The organism is Pseudoblastomonas marina (assembly GCF_014641655.1).
GTDB classification, from domain to species: domain Bacteria; phylum Pseudomonadota; class Alphaproteobacteria; order Sphingomonadales; family Sphingomonadaceae; genus Alteriqipengyuania_A; species Alteriqipengyuania_A marina.
In genome coordinates this window covers 1,604,024-1,618,232 of the sequence record NZ_BMID01000001.1, presented here as the reverse complement: position 1 = coordinate 1,618,232, position 14,209 = coordinate 1,604,024, and the positions used below count along the sequence as shown (strand labels likewise).

Here is a 14,209-nt window from a genome sequence, read left to right as displayed (position 1 = left end):
CCCGAATTCAACCGCGTTCGTGCAATCGGGGGCGATGGAACGCGCACCGTTCATCACGCCCGCCATGTCGATCGTGCTCGACGCCGTCCGCGGCGGCGCGGCGCTGGTCGTGCTGGTCGGTCACATGGTGCAGATGGACATATACACCGGCCCGTTCCCGTTCTCGGACCTGATGCAGCACAATGCGGTGATCGTGTTCTTCGTGCTGTCGGGGCTCGTGATCGCGCATTCGGTTCATGCCCGTCCGGGAACGCTGAAGGACTACGCGATCGCGCGTGCGGCGCGGATCCTCCCGGTCTCGCTGACCGCGCTGGCATTCGGCGCGGTCGTCTATCTCGCAGTAAGCGTACAGGGGCTCGTGCCCAGCGAGGCACCGGCGCCGTATGACGACTTGACCGCCTCGTCGCTCCTCTTGCCGGCCATCTTTCTCAGCGAGAGCGGGGCGGCAGCGGCCGGGCCGGTCTGGAACCCGCCCTACTGGTCGCTGGTCTACGAAGTCTGGTTCTACGCGATCTTCGCTGCGGGGTTTTTCCTGAAGGGAAGGACCCGGATCGCGTTCGTCGTGCTGCTTGGCTTCATTGCGGGTTGGCGGATCCTGCTGATGCTGCCGATCTGGCTGCTCGGCGCAGCTCTCGCGCGCTACCGGCCCAAGCCCGACCTGACCAAGGAGCGTGCCGTCCGGCTCGCGATAGTCGGGGTGGTTGCGATGCTGCTTGCCAGTGAATTCGCGCGGGCAATCACGACCCCGGTCGGACTGTTCCACAAATCGTTCGGCTACGATCTGAAATACTCGCACTATTTCGTGACCGACTATCTGTTCGCGATCGGGATCGCGCTCCTGTTCGTCGCCGCAGGTCCCTTCGCCGATGCAGGGCAGGCGGGGCTCGAGCGGATCAAGCGCCCGATCGACTGGCTCGCGGGCTTTTCCTTCTCGCTCTACATCTTCCACTGGCCGATCATCTCGGCACTCTCGGCCCATGGGATCGGCGTCGGCGACAGCGTGATGGGTTTTGCGGCGCTGGCGGGCGGGGTGGTCGGCACTTGCGCGCTGATCGCCACCGTCACCGAACATCGCAGCCGCGATATCCGGCGCTGGATGACCCGCAAGCTCGAACCGCGCGTGCCGGTCGTGCCAGCCTGAACGAAAAAGGGCGACCACAAGGCCGCCCTTTCAAGAATTCGATGTGAGAACGATCAGCCCTCGACGTGCTCCGCGAGCACCGTCAGGCCCTTGTCGCCGACCTCGGCGAAACCGCCGCGGACTTCGATCTCTTCAGGCGCAGCGCCCTCGGTCTTGTAGACTTGGACCTTGCCGTCGCGGATCGTCGACATGAAGGGCGCGTGGCCTTCGAGCACGCCGAACTCGCCTTCCGCACCGGGAACGACCACCATGTGGACATCTTCGGAGCGGACCAGCTTGGCCGGCGTGACGAGTTCGAAATGCAGGGCCATGTCTTAGGCGTCCTCGGCCAGCTTCTTGGCCTTTTCGACCGCCTGGTCGATCCCGCCGACCATGTAGAAGGCGGCTTCGGGCAGGTGGTCGTATTCGCCGTCGACGACGGCCTTGAACGATTTCACCGTGTCTTCGAGCTGGACGAACTGGCCCGGGATGTTGGTGAACACCTCGGCGACGTGGAACGGCTGCGAGAGGAAGCGCTGGATCTTGCGGGCGCGGGCCACGGTCAGCTTATCTTCTTCGGAAAGCTCGTCCATGCCGAGAATGGCGATGATGTCCTGCAGGCTCTTGTACTTCTGCAGCGTTTCCTGGACCCGGCGCGCGGTGTTGTAGTGCTCTTCGCCGACGATACGCGGTTCGAGTACGCGCGAGGTCGAGTCGAGCGGGTCGACCGCCGGGTAGATGCCCAGCTCCGAAATCGCACGGTTGAGGTTGGTGGTCGCGTCCAAGTGCGCGAACGAGGTCGCGGGCGCGGGGTCGGTAAGGTCGTCCGCAGGGACGTAGATCGCCTGCACCGAGGTGATCGAGCCCTTGGTGGTCGAGGTGATGCGTTCCTGCAGGTTGCCCATGTCGGTCGACAGGGTCGGCTGGTAGCCCACCGCCGACGGAATGCGGCCGAGCAGCGCTGAAACTTCCGAACCCGCCTGCGTGAAGCGGAAGATGTTGTCGACGAAGAACAGGACGTCCTGGCCTTCCTGGTCGCGGAAATATTCGGCCATGGTCAGGCCCGACAGCGCGACGCGGGCACGCGCGCCCGGCGGCTCGTTCATCTGGCCGAACACCAGCGCCACCTTCGAACCCTCGGAGATCGCCTGGCCTTCATCGTTCTTGGCGATGACGCCCGCGTCGAGGAATTCGTGGTAGAGGTCGTTGCCCTCGCGGGTACGCTCACCGACGCCGGCAAAGACGGACACGCCGCCGTGGCCCTTGGCGATGTTGTTGATGAGCTCCTGGATCAGCACGGTCTTGCCGACGCCGGCGCCGCCGAACAGGCCGATCTTGCCGCCCTTGGCGTAGGGGGCGAGGAGGTCGATCACCTTGATGCCCGTGACGAGGATCGCGGCGTCGGTCGACTGGTCGACGAAGGCCGGGGCCTCGGCGTGGATCGGGGCGGTCTGTTCGGCACCGATCGGGCCGAGCTCGTCGATCGGTTCGCCGACGACGTTCATGATGCGGCCGAGCGTCTTCGGACCGACGGGGACCGAGATCTGCGAACCGGTGGCGACGACTTCCTGGCCGCGGGTGAGGCCTTCGGTCGAGTCCATCGCGATCGTGCGGACCTGGTTTTCGCCGAGGTGCTGCGCGACTTCGAGGACCAGCGTCTGGTCGCCGTTCTTGGTTTCGAGTGCCGACAGGATCGCCGGCAGTTCGCCGGGGAACGACACGTCGACGACGGCGCCGATAACCTGGCTGATCGTGCCGTTGGTGGTCTGGTTCATAACGGGAGCGGTGGCCATGTTCGTTTCCTTGAGCCTTGCTTAGAGCGCTTCAGCGCCCGCGATAATTTCGATGAGTTCGGTGGTGATCGCGGCCTGGCGGCTGCGGTTGTACTGGATGGTAAGCTTGTCGATCAGCTCGCCGGCATTGCGCGTGGCGTTGTCCATCGCGGTCATCGACGCGCCCTGTTCGGAAGCTTCGCGTTCGAGCAGCGAGCCGAACAGCTGCGTCTTGATGTAGCGCGGCAGGAGCTCTTCGAGGATCGCTTCCTCGTCGGGCTCGTATTCGACGATCGCCTCGCCGGTGCTCGCCACGTCTTTGGGATCGGCGTCGACTTCGGGAGCCGGGACCGGGATCAGTTGGTCGACCGTCGGGTCCTGCGTCAACGCCGACTGGAAGATCGGATAGACGAGGTGCGCGACGTCGAATTCGCCGTTCTCGAAGCGTTCGAGAAGGTCGTCGGCGATCGCTTCGGCTTCGTCGAAGCCGGGGGTCTTCACGTCGGCGGTGTCGAAGTGCTTCTCGATCCGGTCGGCGTAGTCGCGCTTGATCGGAGCGCGGCCCTTCTTGCCGACGAGATAGAACTGGACGTCCTTGCCTTCGGCCAGCAGCGCGCGCGCCTTGACCTTGGCGGCCTTGACGATGTTCGCGTTCAAGCCCCCGCACAGGCCCTTGTCGGTGTTGACCACGACCAACAGGTGACGCTGGTTGCTGCCGCTACCGGCGAGCAGCTTGGGCGCACCGTCGCCGCTCACCTTCGAAGCGAGCGATGCCATCACGCCCGACAGGCGCTGGGCATACGGGCGCGCGGCTTCGGCACGCTCCTGCGCACGGCGCAGCTTGGCTGCCGCGACCATCTGCTTGGCCTTGGTGATCTTCTGGGTCGACTTGACCGAGTTGATCCGGCCCTTGAGTTCTTTCAGGCTAGCCATTTCGGCTCCCTATCTCGTGTTCTCGCGGGTCTCAGGCGAACTGCTTGGCGAACTTGTCCAGCGCGGCGACGACCTTGTTCTTGGTGTCGTCTTCGAACTTGCCGGTGGTGCGGATCTCTTCCAGCACATCGGCGTGTTCGTTGCGCATGAAGCTGAGCATCGCGCTTTCGTATTCGGTCACGCGGTTCGTATCGACGCTGTCGAGGTAACCGTTGGTGCCTGCGAAGATCGACACGGTCTGCTCTTCGAACGGCATCGGCGAGAACTGCGGCTGCTTGAGCAGCTCGGTCAGGCGCGCACCGCGGTTGAGCAGCTTCTGCGTCGAAGCGTCGAGGTCCGAACCGAACTGCGCGAAGGCGGCCATTTCGCGATACTGCGCGAGGTCGAGCTTCATCGAGCCCGAGACCTTCTTCATCGCCTTGGTCTGGGCGGCACCGCCCACACGCGACACCGACAGGCCGACGTTAATCGCCGGACGGATGCCCTGGTAGAACAGGTCGGTTTCGAGGAAGATCTGGCCGTCGGTGATCGAGATCACGTTGGTCGGGATGTAGGCCGACACGTCGCCCGCCTGCGTTTCGATGATCGGCAGCGCGGTCAGCGAACCGCCGCCTTCGGCCTTGTTCATCTTGGCCGCGCGCTCGAGCAGGCGGCTGTGGAGGTAGAACACGTCGCCCGGATAGGCTTCGCGGCCCGGCGGGCGGCGCAGCAGCAGCGACATCTGGCGGTAGGCGACGGCCTGCTTCGAAAGGTCGTCGTAGACGATGCAGGCGTGCATGCCGTTGTCGCGGAAGAATTCGCCCATCGCGCAGCCGGTATAGGGTGCGAGGTACTGCAGCGGAGCGGGCTCCGAAGCCGTCGCGGCGACGACGATCGAGTATTCCATCGCGCCGTTTTCTTCGAGCGACTTGACGATCTGCGCGACGGTCGAGCGCTTCTGGCCGACGGCGACGTAGATGCAGTAGAGCTTCTTCTTCTCGTCGTCGCCCTGGTGCGCGTCCTTCTGGTTGATGAAGGTGTCGATCGCGACGGCGGACTTGCCGGTCTGGCGGTCGCCGATGATCAGTTCGCGCTGGCCGCGGCCGACGGGAACGAGCGCGTCGATCGCCTTGAGGCCCGACTGCACCGGTTCGGAAACCGATTCGCGCGGGATGATGCCAGGCGCCTTCACTTCGACGCGGCGACGCTCGGTCGATTCGATCGGGCCCTTGCCGTCGATCGGGTTGCCCAGCGCGTCGACCACGCGGCCCAGGAGGCCCTTGCCGACGGGGACGTCGACGATGGTCTGGGTGCGCTTGACGGTGTCGCCTTCCTTGATCTCGGCGTCAGAGCCGAAGATCACCACGCCGACATTGTCGGCTTCGAGGTTCAGCGCCATGCCCTGAACGCCGTTGGCGAATTCGACCATCTCGCCGGCCTGGACCTTGTCGAGGCCGTGGATGCGGGCGATGCCGTCACCGACGTTCAGAACGGTGCCGGTTTCGCTGACTTCGGCTTCGGTGCCGAAATTGGCGATCTGGTCCTTGATGACCTTGGAAATTTCTGCGGCGCGAATGTCCATGACTGTTTAGCCCTTCATGGCTTGAGCAAGAGAGTTGAGGCGGGTGCGGATCGAGCCGTCAATGCGCTTCGATCCGATGGTGACGACGAGCCCGCCGAGGAGGTCGGGGTCGATTCGGGTGTCGAGCTTGACCGTGCGGCCTTCGCGCGCGGTCAGCTTCTTCTGCAGTTCGGCGATCTGCGCGTCGGTCAACGCATGGGCGCTGGTGACTTCGGCCGAGACTTCACCGCGCTGGCCGGCGGCAATCGCGCGAAAGGCGCGGATCATCTCGGGCAGCTTCGACAGGCGGCGGTTTTCCGCCAGCGTGCCGAGGAAGCTCTGCGTCAGCTCCGAAATGCCGAGCAGCGGCGCGATATTGCGCAGCGCTACTTCGGCTTCGCGGCGCGAAACCTTGGGGCTTGTCGTCAGCGAAGCGAATTCGGGCGACTGGTCGAGCGCGGCCTCGATTTTCTCGAGGTCGGTTTCGACCGCGGTCACGGTGCCCGCTTCGGATGCCAGGTCGAACAGCGCGGACGCATAGCGCCCTGCCAGGCTGGCCTTGAGTGCGGCGGAAATCTCCACGCGGTATGGTCCTCTCGGGGCCGGAAAATAAGTGCGACGCCAGGCCGAATCTATCGTGCGGAGGGTGCACCCCGGCAAGGCTGGCGCGCGCCTAGCAACACTCCCGATTCTTTGCAAGACGCTGGCCCGTATCCGGGAAGATCGCACGCCAATTCGCACGATAAATGCGCCAGGATGGATGCCGGCTTTGCGATTCCTGTCGTGCGTCCGGTCAGTCGGCGGCGGCGCTCACTTCGCAGCGATAGACCAGCCGCTCGTTCGGGCGCGCAGGGAGCAGGTCGAGGATCGTCTGCTGGTTCGAGCCGAGTTCGAGCACCTTGTCCTCGCCCGCGTCGCATTTGGGGGCCGAATACTCGCCGCGCGCCTCGCGCGCCTGCTGCATCGTCGACAGCGGGAGAAGATAGCGTTCGGTGAGGAAGATGCCGGTGTCGGGATCGTAGCGGTTAACGGCGACGGTATCGTCCTCGTTGGGCACCAGCACGCGGCTCCACTGGCCGTCGTCGGCACGGGCATACTGGGTGCGTTCGGAGACGCAGCCGTCCTCGGCCCAGGCGAAGGCGAGGTCGCCGCCACCCGAGACGGTCACCCGGCTGCGCGCGGGATCGAGCGTGCAGATGAGATCGCCCGCGACGATCGTCCCGTCCTCGGGCTCTTCGGCCGAGGCTCCGGCCGATTCGGGCAGCATCGCTTCGGCACGCGCCTCGATGTCGGTGATCTCGGGGCGCGAGAACCACGCGAGCAGGCTGCCGAGCACCAGGAAGGCCGACGCGGCACCGGCTCCAATCGCGTATTCGCGCTTCGCCCCCGAAGCGACGAGCCAGGCCGAACCGCCGCCGGCGGCGAAGGCGAGCAGCAGCAGGACCGCGGCGAGCGCCATGCCGTTCTCGCGTTCGGCCATGACTTCGAGCTGCGCGCGGCGCTCGGCGCGGATCATCGCGCGGGTACGCTCGCTCTCGGCGGCGCGGCGCGCGGCATCGCGGCGGCGCTCGGCGGCAGCGGCGCGCTCGGCCTCGTCCTCGTCGAAATCCTCGAGGCTGCGGCAGGGTGCCGAGGAGAGGCGCGGCTGGACGTCGGCCTCGCGCAGGAATTCGAGGACTTCGCGCACCGAGACGGCGAAGAAGAATTCGCTGTCCGAGCCGTCCGACAAGGTACCGAAGCTGTTCACCCCGATCACACGGCCGCAGCCGTCGACCAGCGGGCCGCCACTGTTGCCGCCACCGATCGCGGCGGTGTGGAGGATCGTCTCGAAACGTTTGGACGATCGCCCGCCCGAGACGTTGCCGCGCGTCTTGACCGGCGAGATCGGCGAAATGAGGTCGCCGAAATCCAGCCCCTGCGCGATATCGACATTGGCTGGGTATCCGATCGCGAACACTTCGGCCCCGTCGGGTACCGCGCCGGGAGTGAAGGTCATCGGCACCAGTCGGCCTTCCTCGGTCAGCTTGATCAGCGCGAGGTCGACCCGCGGGGCGAAACGCTGGACGCGGGCGAAGTAGCCGGTCTTGCCCTGGCTCGGGATCACGCCGAGCCGGAGGTCGCTGTCCTCGGCCAGCGGCGCGATCACATGGGCATTGGTCAGCACGAGGTCGCGCGACACGACGATGCCCGAACCGTGGCCGACGATCTCGACCGTGTCGCCATCGTCGGCAACCACGACCACGCGCACCACCGATCGCGCGGCGGCGTTGATATCGGCCTGGTCGGCCTGCGCAGCGGTGGGATGAAGGGCGGTCAGCAGGACCGCGATTGCGAGGATGAGCCGGGTCATGTTGTCGCCTGTCTATGGGGAGCGTCTTTTGACCGCAAGCTTCGGGATGCGCGCTATCCGCCACCGCGCTAGGAAGGAAGCATGAGGATCGACGACGACATTCGCTGGAACGCCGTGCTCCGCCGCGACCGCGCCTTCGACGGACGCTTCGTGACCGGCGTGCTGACCACCGGCATCTACTGCCGCCCGAGCTGCGCGGCGCGGCACCCGGCGCGCGCCAATGTGCGCTTTTTCGCCAGCGGGGCGGAAGCGCGCGGTGCGGGGCTGCGCGCCTGCAAGCGCTGCCTGCCCGACGACGTCACGCGCGACGAGGCGGCGGTCGCGGCGGCGATCGACGAGATCAAGGCCTCCGAGGGCAAGCCGACACTGGGCGAACTCGCGGTGCTGACCGGCTATTCGGCGAGCCATTTCCAGCGCGTGTTCAAGCGCGCGACAGGGCTTTCGCCCTCGGCCTATGCCCGCGCGCTGCGCGAGGAGCGGGCGAAGGATGCGCTGGGCGGCTCGGCGCGGGTTTCCGATGCGATCTACGATGCCGGCTACGAAGCGCCGAGCCGCTTCTACGACGATACGAAAGGGAAACTGGGCATGAGCGCGAGCGAATGGCGCGATGGCGGCAAGGGGCGCACGATCCACTGGACCGTGGTCGACACGAGCCTAGGCGCGATGCTGGTCGCCGCGACCGAAACCGGCGTGTGCTGCCTCAGTTTCGATGAAGGCGAGGACGAATTGCGCGCCCGCTTCCCCAAGGCCGAGCTGGTCGAGGGCGGCACGGAATTCCGCGACCTGTTCGCGCGCGTCACCGAGGCGGTCGAACGCCCCGGGACCGGCACGGACATTCCGATCGACGTGAAGGGCACCGCCTTCCAGCAGCGCGTGTGGCAGGCGCTGTGCGATATCCCGCCGGGCGAGACCCGCAGCTACGGCGAACTCGCCGCAGCGCTCGGCAACCCGAAGGCCAGCCGCGCGGTGGGCGGTGCCAACGGGGCGAACAACATCGCCGTGCTGATCCCCTGCCACCGCGTGATCGCCGCCGATGGCGGGCTCGGGGGCTATGCCTACGGCACCGAGATCAAGGCCGAGCTATTGCGGCGCGAGGCCCGCAGAAAAGCCTAGCTGACGCGGAATTCGACGATCCGGCCGTCATTGCGGAAGACGCAGTAGAATTCGTCGTTGCGGCGATCGCGCGTGTCGATGCGGCCGCGGACCTGCACGTATTCGCGATCGGACTGGCGTGCATCGGTGACCTGGACCCGGCCATAGCGCGACGCCTCGCGCCCGCAGGCCTCGACCGCGGCGCGTTCGAACTGGCTCAGATTGCGGTCGTCGTAGCGGTCGTTGCCGAGCACGGGGTCGAGCAGCCCGCCGAGCCCGGCGCAACCGCCGAGCAGAAGGGTGGCGGCGAGGGTGGCGGGTACAAACGTCTTTTTCATCGGGGCTCTCCTGGGGGAGGGGATGGCACCTATGTGCCGGATGCCTAGACTACGTTAAGGCTATCGCCTTGTTCCGGTTAACCTTTGCAGGCGTGCGGACGGGGCGGGGCGCGGGCCGCCACGAAGGCCGTGCTTGTCAGTCCGCGCGCGCCCAGCCCTCGCGCGCCGGCTCGAGCGTGTCGAGGAACGCCTCGGCGCTGGCGAGATATTCGCGCTGGCGGTCCTCGCCCATCCGGTCCCAGGTCGCGTAGATCCGGCCGATGCGGTGGTTCTTTTCGAGGCGGTCGCGGTGGCGGTCCATGAAGTGCCAGTAGAGCGGGTTGAACGGGCAGGCACCGTCGCCGGTCTTCTTGTTCGGCGAGTAGGCGCAGCCCGAGCAGTAATTGCTCATCTTGTTGATGTAATTGCCGGAGGCCGCATACGGCTTGGAGGCGAGCTTGCCGCCATCGGCGTAGAGGATCATGGCCGCGACATTGGGCAGCTCGACCCATTCGTATGCGTCGGCGTAGACCACCAGGAACCAGTCCTGCACTTCGCGCGGGGAAATCCCGGCGAGCAGCGCGAAATTGCCGAGCACCATCAGCCGCTGGATGTGGTGCGCATGCGCGTTGTCGCGGGTCGAGCGGATACAGTCGGCCATGCAGGCCATGTCGGTCTCGCCGGTCCAGTAGAATTCGGGCAAGCCGCGCTGTGCGTTCAGGGCGTTTGCCTTCTGCAGGTGCGGCATCTGGTGGAAATAGAAGCCGCGCACATATTCACGCCAGCCGATGATCTGGCGGATGAATCCCTCGACCGAATTGAGCGGCGCCTTGCCGTCCCTGTACGCCTGTTCGGCGCGGCGGCAGAGGTCGAGCGGGTCGAGCAGGCCCAGGTTGATGCTGGTCGAGAGCATCGAGTGGAAGAGGTCGTCCTCCCCCGCGACCATCGCGTCCTGGTAGGGACCGAAGCACTCGATCCGCTCGGCGAAGAAGGCGTCGGCGGCCTCTTCCGCTTCGTCGCGGGTGACGGGCCACTCGAACTTTTCCAATGATCCAAAGTGATCGCCGAAACGGTCTTCGGCCAGGGCGATAACTTCCTGCGTGATCGCGTTGGGCTCGAACTTGGGTCGCTCGGGCGCGGCGAGGCCCTCTTTCGGCGGCTTGCGGTTCTCGCTGTCGTAGTTCCATTCGCCGCCGACCGGCTTGTCGCCATCCAACAGCAACCCGGTCTTCCGCCGCATCTCGCGATAGAAGAACTCCATCCGGAGCTCCTTGCGATCGTCGGCCCATTCGTCGAACTCGGCCTGCGAACAGACGAAGCGGTCGTCGCGCAGGATCTCGACCGCGCAGGCGAACTTGTCGGCCCATTGCTCCATGTCCTGCCGCACGCGCCATTCGCCGGCCTCGACCACGCTGACGAGGCGTGGATCATGCTCCTCGATCGCGCGTGCGAGTTCGCCGGTGAAGCTGCCGGAATTGCCATCGTCGTCGAGCTTCACATAGTCGACCGTCCACCCGGCATCGCGCAGTTCCTCGGCGAAGTGGCGCATGGCGGAGAAGACCAGCACGATCTTCTGCTTGTGATGCCTGACGTAGGTTGCCTCGTCCCACACCTCCATCATCAGGACGACCGTGTCATCCTTGGTCCGCCCACGAAGGCTCGCCAGGTTGCGCGTCAGCTGGTCGCCGAGGATGGGAACGAGAACGGGGCCGTCGCTGATGCTTGCCATGCAAGCGCAACGCGGCCCCGCTCGATTGGTTCAGACTATCTGATCAGGCGGTGGCTTCGACCTTGGTCAGGCAAGGCCATTTCTCCTCGTCCGACTTGTCGTCCCATTCCTTCTCGCTTTCGTCCATCGGGTGATCCGGGCGCAACATGTCGAGCAGCAGCTCGTTGTCGCCGGCTTCGGCCAGCGTGTAGCAGGCCGAAAGCTCGCGCGGATACTTGCCGGCACCGATCAGCGTGCGTCGCAGGAGGCCCTGCGACACCGAATAGCGTTCCTCCTTGGCAAGCCGGTAGGCGAGCGTGTTGCGGATCGAATTGTCGTACCGGGCCAGCACGAAGGCGCGCTCGAGCGAAGCGATCGCATCGTCCGGGGGCGTTTCGTCCGAATAGAGAAAGCTCAGGTAGTAGCCGTAGAGCGGATAGGCGTGATCGGGCTGAAGGTTGTTGGCTTTCGCGAAACGCTCGCGCGCAACCGCGATCTGCGACTTGTCTTCATACCCGCGCATCAGGGCCACGCGGGCGTAGTAGATCGCCGCGTCGACATTGTCCGGATCGATGGCGAGGATGCGCTCGGCGAGCGATTCGGCCTCGTTCCAGTTCTTGGCGTCGAATTCCGCTTCGACCGCGGTGAGGAGGACCGGAACGCTCTCGGGATAACGCGAGACCAGATCGCGCGCGGGATCGACCTGCTTTTTCGCCTGGTCTTCGTCGACACCGGCCTTGGCACGGATCAGCACGTCCATCCGCGCTTCCTCGGCCTCGGTCATCCGGCGTACCGAGACTTCGGGATCCTGCTTGGTCAGGAACGGGACCTTGAGCACCTTCGCGGCGCCGCCACGATAGTCGTCGAGTTCCTTTTCCAGCACGTCTAGATCGCCGAATGCGTTCTTGGCCGCTTCGAGCGGATCGACGCCCTCGTTGATCGCCATAAGGTAGGGGCCGATCTGGCTCCGGCGTTCGGGCGTCAGGTTGAGGAGGCTGGCGAGCAGCCAGCCATGGGCATAGACCCGCGAGGTGTATTCGCGGCTCGGTTCTTCGCCGGGCGCGAACATTTCTTCGAGATCGAGATCCACGACCTTGAGCGCGATACTGCGCTCGGGCGGTACGTCGCCGATAACGAAACGATCCTTTTCGAAGGTCATCGTGCCGAACAGTTCGGCGAAGCCTTCGCTGTACCACAGCGGGTAGGGCGCATCGCGGTGGTGGAACATGAAATAGTGCGTGTATTCGTGGAACACGATGTATTTCGGGTTGATCGGGATATCCCCGGCAGTGCGCTCGAAACCACGTTCGCGGCGGACATCGTCACGGCGGGGGGCGAAGGCGACCGAGCCGACCGCGTCACCGCGGAAGAATCCGCCGACGCCACGGCGCCCGAGCAACTTGCCCATGTCGCTGGTCTCACCGAAACGGAAGACGGTCACCTTGGACGAAGCGGGAAAATCATCGTCGGACGGGCCGACTCCGCTGATGATCCTCAGCGCTTCGTCCAGCCGCTCGAGTTCCTTGCCGTATTCTTCGGCGTTCTTCTTGGTGTCTTTGGTGTACACCGTGAAGTGCTTCGTATCGACGACGTACCATTCCGCCGCCATTGCCGGCGCGGAAAACAGAACCGCGAACGCGGCGAATAACGATGCGATGATGCGCATGACCCAGTCCCCATAAATATCCGGAAAGCGGATCGCCCCTGCGATCCATCCGTGATTCCCTGTCGCAAAGCGTATGACAAGTCTGCCGAGGGGTCAAACGAAGGAATCGGCACTGGATCGAAACCGGCCTGCTCGACAATGCAGGTGCAGCTAGCGGCAAGGCGGGGCGGCGTTCATCCCGATGGCCAGCACCGCTCAGACCGGTGGGTCCGGGATCTGGTCGAGCGCGCGTTGCGCCGCCTCGCTGTAGCGCGGATCGTTGAGCATGGATTCGAGCAAGCGACGGGCGATTGCGTGTTCGCCTCGGCGGACCAGTTCTGCCGCATAGGCATAACGAAACGAACGCACGCCTGCGCTACCGAGAAAAGCGCGACCGAAAGCATCGAAGGCTTCCTGCGGGGCGCGTAGGCCCTGTTCGATATAGGTCTGGTAATTGAACACGGCGGCGAAAGGGAACTCCTCCGGCCGTTCGACCAGCGTACCGAGCAGCGCGCGAATTTCGGCGAATTGTTCCGCATCGTCCCCGTCGCCGGCATTCAGCATGCGCGCGAGCATGATCTCGGCCTTCAGGCGGTTCGCATGGGGATGACCGGAATCGAGCGCCAGCGCGCGGTTCACCGCCGCCCATGCCTCCCTGTCCGAGTAGTGCCACGCCTTGATCACAAGTACGTTGTCGGCAAAGCCCAGCCCGCCGAATGCGGGCTCGCCATCGCGTTCGCGGCCCTTGGTCAGCGCGAACTCGGCGGCCGCATATTGATACCAGGTTTCGGCGCTGTCGGGAAACCGTTCGGTCAGCTTGCGCAGGTCCTTCGCCACGTCTTCGCGATCTTCGTCGATCAGGCGGCGGAAACGCGGAACGATCAGCGCCACCTCGTCCTGCCCCATCGGCCGGATGAAGATCTGTTTCGGCGCCTCGGGGTCGATCGGAACCGCCCGCAGCTTGACCTTGCGGCCCATCTTGTTGCGCATGTCCACGGTAAGCGGTCGAAGGTCGCCGAAGACCGCCATCGCTTCTTCGTACGATTTGCCGGCATTGAAGAGCGCAAGGTACCGGCCGATGAGCGCATCGTTGGCAGGATCCGACAAGAGCAGGTTCGTGAACACGGCGTTTGCACTTTGAAGCGTTCTGAACCTGCCGAAGCTTTCCGGCTTCTGGCGCGTGGTCAGCAATTCCTCGATCCGGCTGACGCTCATGGGCTCGTTCATCATGCGCGGGTTGTCAGGCGCTCCCAGCAGGAACTGTCCTTCATCGACATAGGCGGTCGCGAAATAGATCGGCAGGCCGTCCGCCAACCAGTAGGGAAGGGTGCGCACGAACCCGTTGGACAGGTAAAACCGGCCCACGGCGGAATATAGCGGGTAGTAGCGATATCGCGGGTTCTCTCCCGGATCGTATTGCGCGAAGGCTCCCGGCAGGTCGTGCCAGTCGCGCGCCGCGCTGAAGATGCGGTGGCCGAACAGGCCGGAGATGCGGTTCATCCCGCCGTCCAGCCAGATATGGAACTTGCGGCCTGGGCGCAGTTGGGCGGGCATCTGGCGCTGGAGCAGCCGGTTGAACTCCTCCATGTGCAGCGCGACGTCGCGAAGCTCCTCTTCGTCCAGCTCGGCATGGATGACGAAATTCTGCGTTTCGGCTTGAAGCCATTGGGCGGATGCGGGTTGCGCGGAAAATAGCGCGCCCAGCAGCGCAGCCATTGCTGTCAGAAACCTG

The 14,209-nt window shown here is 65.1% G+C and carries 12 protein-coding genes; 2 read left to right on the top strand and 10 right to left on the bottom strand.

Annotation, left to right across the window (positions count from 1 at the left end):
* Positions 1 to 34 precede the first annotated feature (34 nt).
* On the top strand, positions 35 to 1,141 hold the full coding sequence (locus IEW49_RS07875) for an acyltransferase family protein (protein WP_188642151.1): 1,107 nt from the start codon (positions 35 to 37) through the stop codon (positions 1,139 to 1,141).
* Between the two features lie 53 nt (positions 1,142 to 1,194).
* Here IEW49_RS07875 and IEW49_RS07870 read toward each other — a convergent pair whose 3' ends face one another.
* The 6 genes from IEW49_RS07870 to IEW49_RS07845 all read right to left on the bottom strand — a co-directional run bounded on the left by IEW49_RS07870 (position 1,195) and on the right by IEW49_RS07845 (position 7,715).
* Positions 1,195 to 1,452 (bottom strand): ATP synthase F1 subunit epsilon, encoded by a 258-nt coding sequence (locus IEW49_RS07870; RefSeq protein ID WP_188642150.1) that lies wholly within the window; start codon positions 1,450 to 1,452, stop codon positions 1,195 to 1,197.
* A 3-nt stretch (positions 1,453 to 1,455) separates the two neighbouring features.
* Positions 1,456 to 2,913, bottom strand: a complete 1,458-nt coding sequence (atpD, locus tag IEW49_RS07865; RefSeq protein ID WP_188642149.1) for a F0F1 ATP synthase subunit beta — start codon at positions 2,911 to 2,913, stop codon at positions 1,456 to 1,458.
* A 21-nt stretch (positions 2,914 to 2,934) separates the two neighbouring features.
* Positions 2,935 to 3,825 (bottom strand): F0F1 ATP synthase subunit gamma, encoded by an 891-nt coding sequence (locus tag IEW49_RS07860; protein ID WP_188642148.1) that lies wholly within the window; start codon positions 3,823 to 3,825, stop codon positions 2,935 to 2,937.
* Positions 3,826 to 3,856: 31 nt separating this feature from the next.
* A complete protein-coding gene (gene atpA / locus IEW49_RS07855) occupies positions 3,857 to 5,386 on the bottom strand; it encodes a F0F1 ATP synthase subunit alpha (RefSeq protein WP_188642147.1) in 1,530 nt (509 codons plus the stop codon).
* A 6-nt stretch (positions 5,387 to 5,392) separates the two neighbouring features.
* Positions 5,393 to 5,947, bottom strand: coding sequence for a F0F1 ATP synthase subunit delta (locus IEW49_RS07850; protein ID WP_188642146.1), 555 nt, complete (start codon positions 5,945 to 5,947; stop codon positions 5,393 to 5,395).
* A gap of 211 nt (positions 5,948 to 6,158) precedes the next feature.
* A complete protein-coding gene (locus tag IEW49_RS07845) occupies positions 6,159 to 7,715 on the bottom strand; it encodes a S1C family serine protease (protein WP_188642145.1) in 1,557 nt (518 codons plus the stop codon).
* 81 nt (positions 7,716 to 7,796) lie between these two features.
* On the opposite strand from IEW49_RS07845, the gene IEW49_RS07840 reads away from it, so the two are divergent.
* Positions 7,797 to 8,828, top strand: coding sequence for a bifunctional transcriptional activator/DNA repair enzyme AdaA (locus IEW49_RS07840; protein WP_188642144.1), 1,032 nt, complete (start codon positions 7,797 to 7,799; stop codon positions 8,826 to 8,828).
* On the opposite strand, the gene IEW49_RS07835 is transcribed toward IEW49_RS07840, so the two are convergent.
* The 4 genes from IEW49_RS07835 to IEW49_RS07820 all read right to left on the bottom strand — a co-directional run bounded on the left by IEW49_RS07835 (position 8,825) and on the right by IEW49_RS07820 (position 14,193).
* Complete coding sequence (locus IEW49_RS07835; protein WP_188642143.1) at positions 8,825 to 9,145, bottom strand: hypothetical protein; 321 nt, start codon at positions 9,143 to 9,145, stop codon at positions 8,825 to 8,827. The genes IEW49_RS07840 and IEW49_RS07835 overlap by 4 nt on opposite strands.
* 136 nt (positions 9,146 to 9,281) lie before the next feature.
* Complete coding sequence (locus IEW49_RS07830; RefSeq protein WP_188642142.1) at positions 9,282 to 10,853, bottom strand: cryptochrome/photolyase family protein; 1,572 nt, start codon at positions 10,851 to 10,853, stop codon at positions 9,282 to 9,284.
* 43 nt (positions 10,854 to 10,896) lie between these two features.
* Entirely contained in the window at positions 10,897 to 12,498 is a 1,602-nt protein-coding gene (locus IEW49_RS07825) for a tetratricopeptide repeat protein (RefSeq protein ID WP_188642141.1), read from the bottom strand.
* Between the two features lie 195 nt (positions 12,499 to 12,693).
* Entirely contained in the window at positions 12,694 to 14,193 is a 1,500-nt protein-coding gene (locus tag IEW49_RS07820) for a hypothetical protein (protein WP_188642140.1), read from the bottom strand.
* Positions 14,194 to 14,209 lie beyond the last annotated feature (16 nt).

What these genes read in the sequence shown, in the direction of transcription:
- IEW49_RS07825 (WP_188642141.1), bottom strand. Translation starts at nt 12,498, where the DNA reads ATGCGCATCATCGCATCGTTATTCGCCGCGTTCGCGGTTCTGTTTTCC.
- IEW49_RS07835 (WP_188642143.1), bottom strand. Translation starts at nt 9,145, where the DNA reads ATGAAAAAGACGTTTGTACCCGCCACCCTCGCCGCCACCCTTCTGCTC.
- atpD (WP_188642149.1), bottom strand. Translation starts at nt 2,913, where the DNA reads ATGGCCACCGCTCCCGTTATGAACCAGACCACCAACGGCACGATCAGC.
- atpA (WP_188642147.1), bottom strand. Translation starts at nt 5,386, where the DNA reads ATGGACATTCGCGCCGCAGAAATTTCCAAGGTCATCAAGGACCAGATC.
- IEW49_RS07830 (WP_188642142.1), bottom strand. Translation starts at nt 10,853, where the DNA reads ATGGCAAGCATCAGCGACGGCCCCGTTCTCGTTCCCATCCTCGGCGAC.
- IEW49_RS07845 (WP_188642145.1), bottom strand. Translation starts at nt 7,715, where the DNA reads ATGACCCGGCTCATCCTCGCAATCGCGGTCCTGCTGACCGCCCTTCAT.
- IEW49_RS07820 (WP_188642140.1), bottom strand. Translation starts at nt 14,193, where the DNA reads ATGGCTGCGCTGCTGGGCGCGCTATTTTCCGCGCAACCCGCATCCGCC.
- IEW49_RS07875 (WP_188642151.1), top strand. Translation starts at nt 35, where the DNA reads ATGGAACGCGCACCGTTCATCACGCCCGCCATGTCGATCGTGCTCGAC.
- IEW49_RS07870 (WP_188642150.1), bottom strand. Translation starts at nt 1,452, where the DNA reads ATGGCCCTGCATTTCGAACTCGTCACGCCGGCCAAGCTGGTCCGCTCC.
- IEW49_RS07860 (WP_188642148.1), bottom strand. Translation starts at nt 3,825, where the DNA reads ATGGCTAGCCTGAAAGAACTCAAGGGCCGGATCAACTCGGTCAAGTCG.
- IEW49_RS07840 (WP_188642144.1), top strand. Translation starts at nt 7,797, where the DNA reads ATGAGGATCGACGACGACATTCGCTGGAACGCCGTGCTCCGCCGCGAC.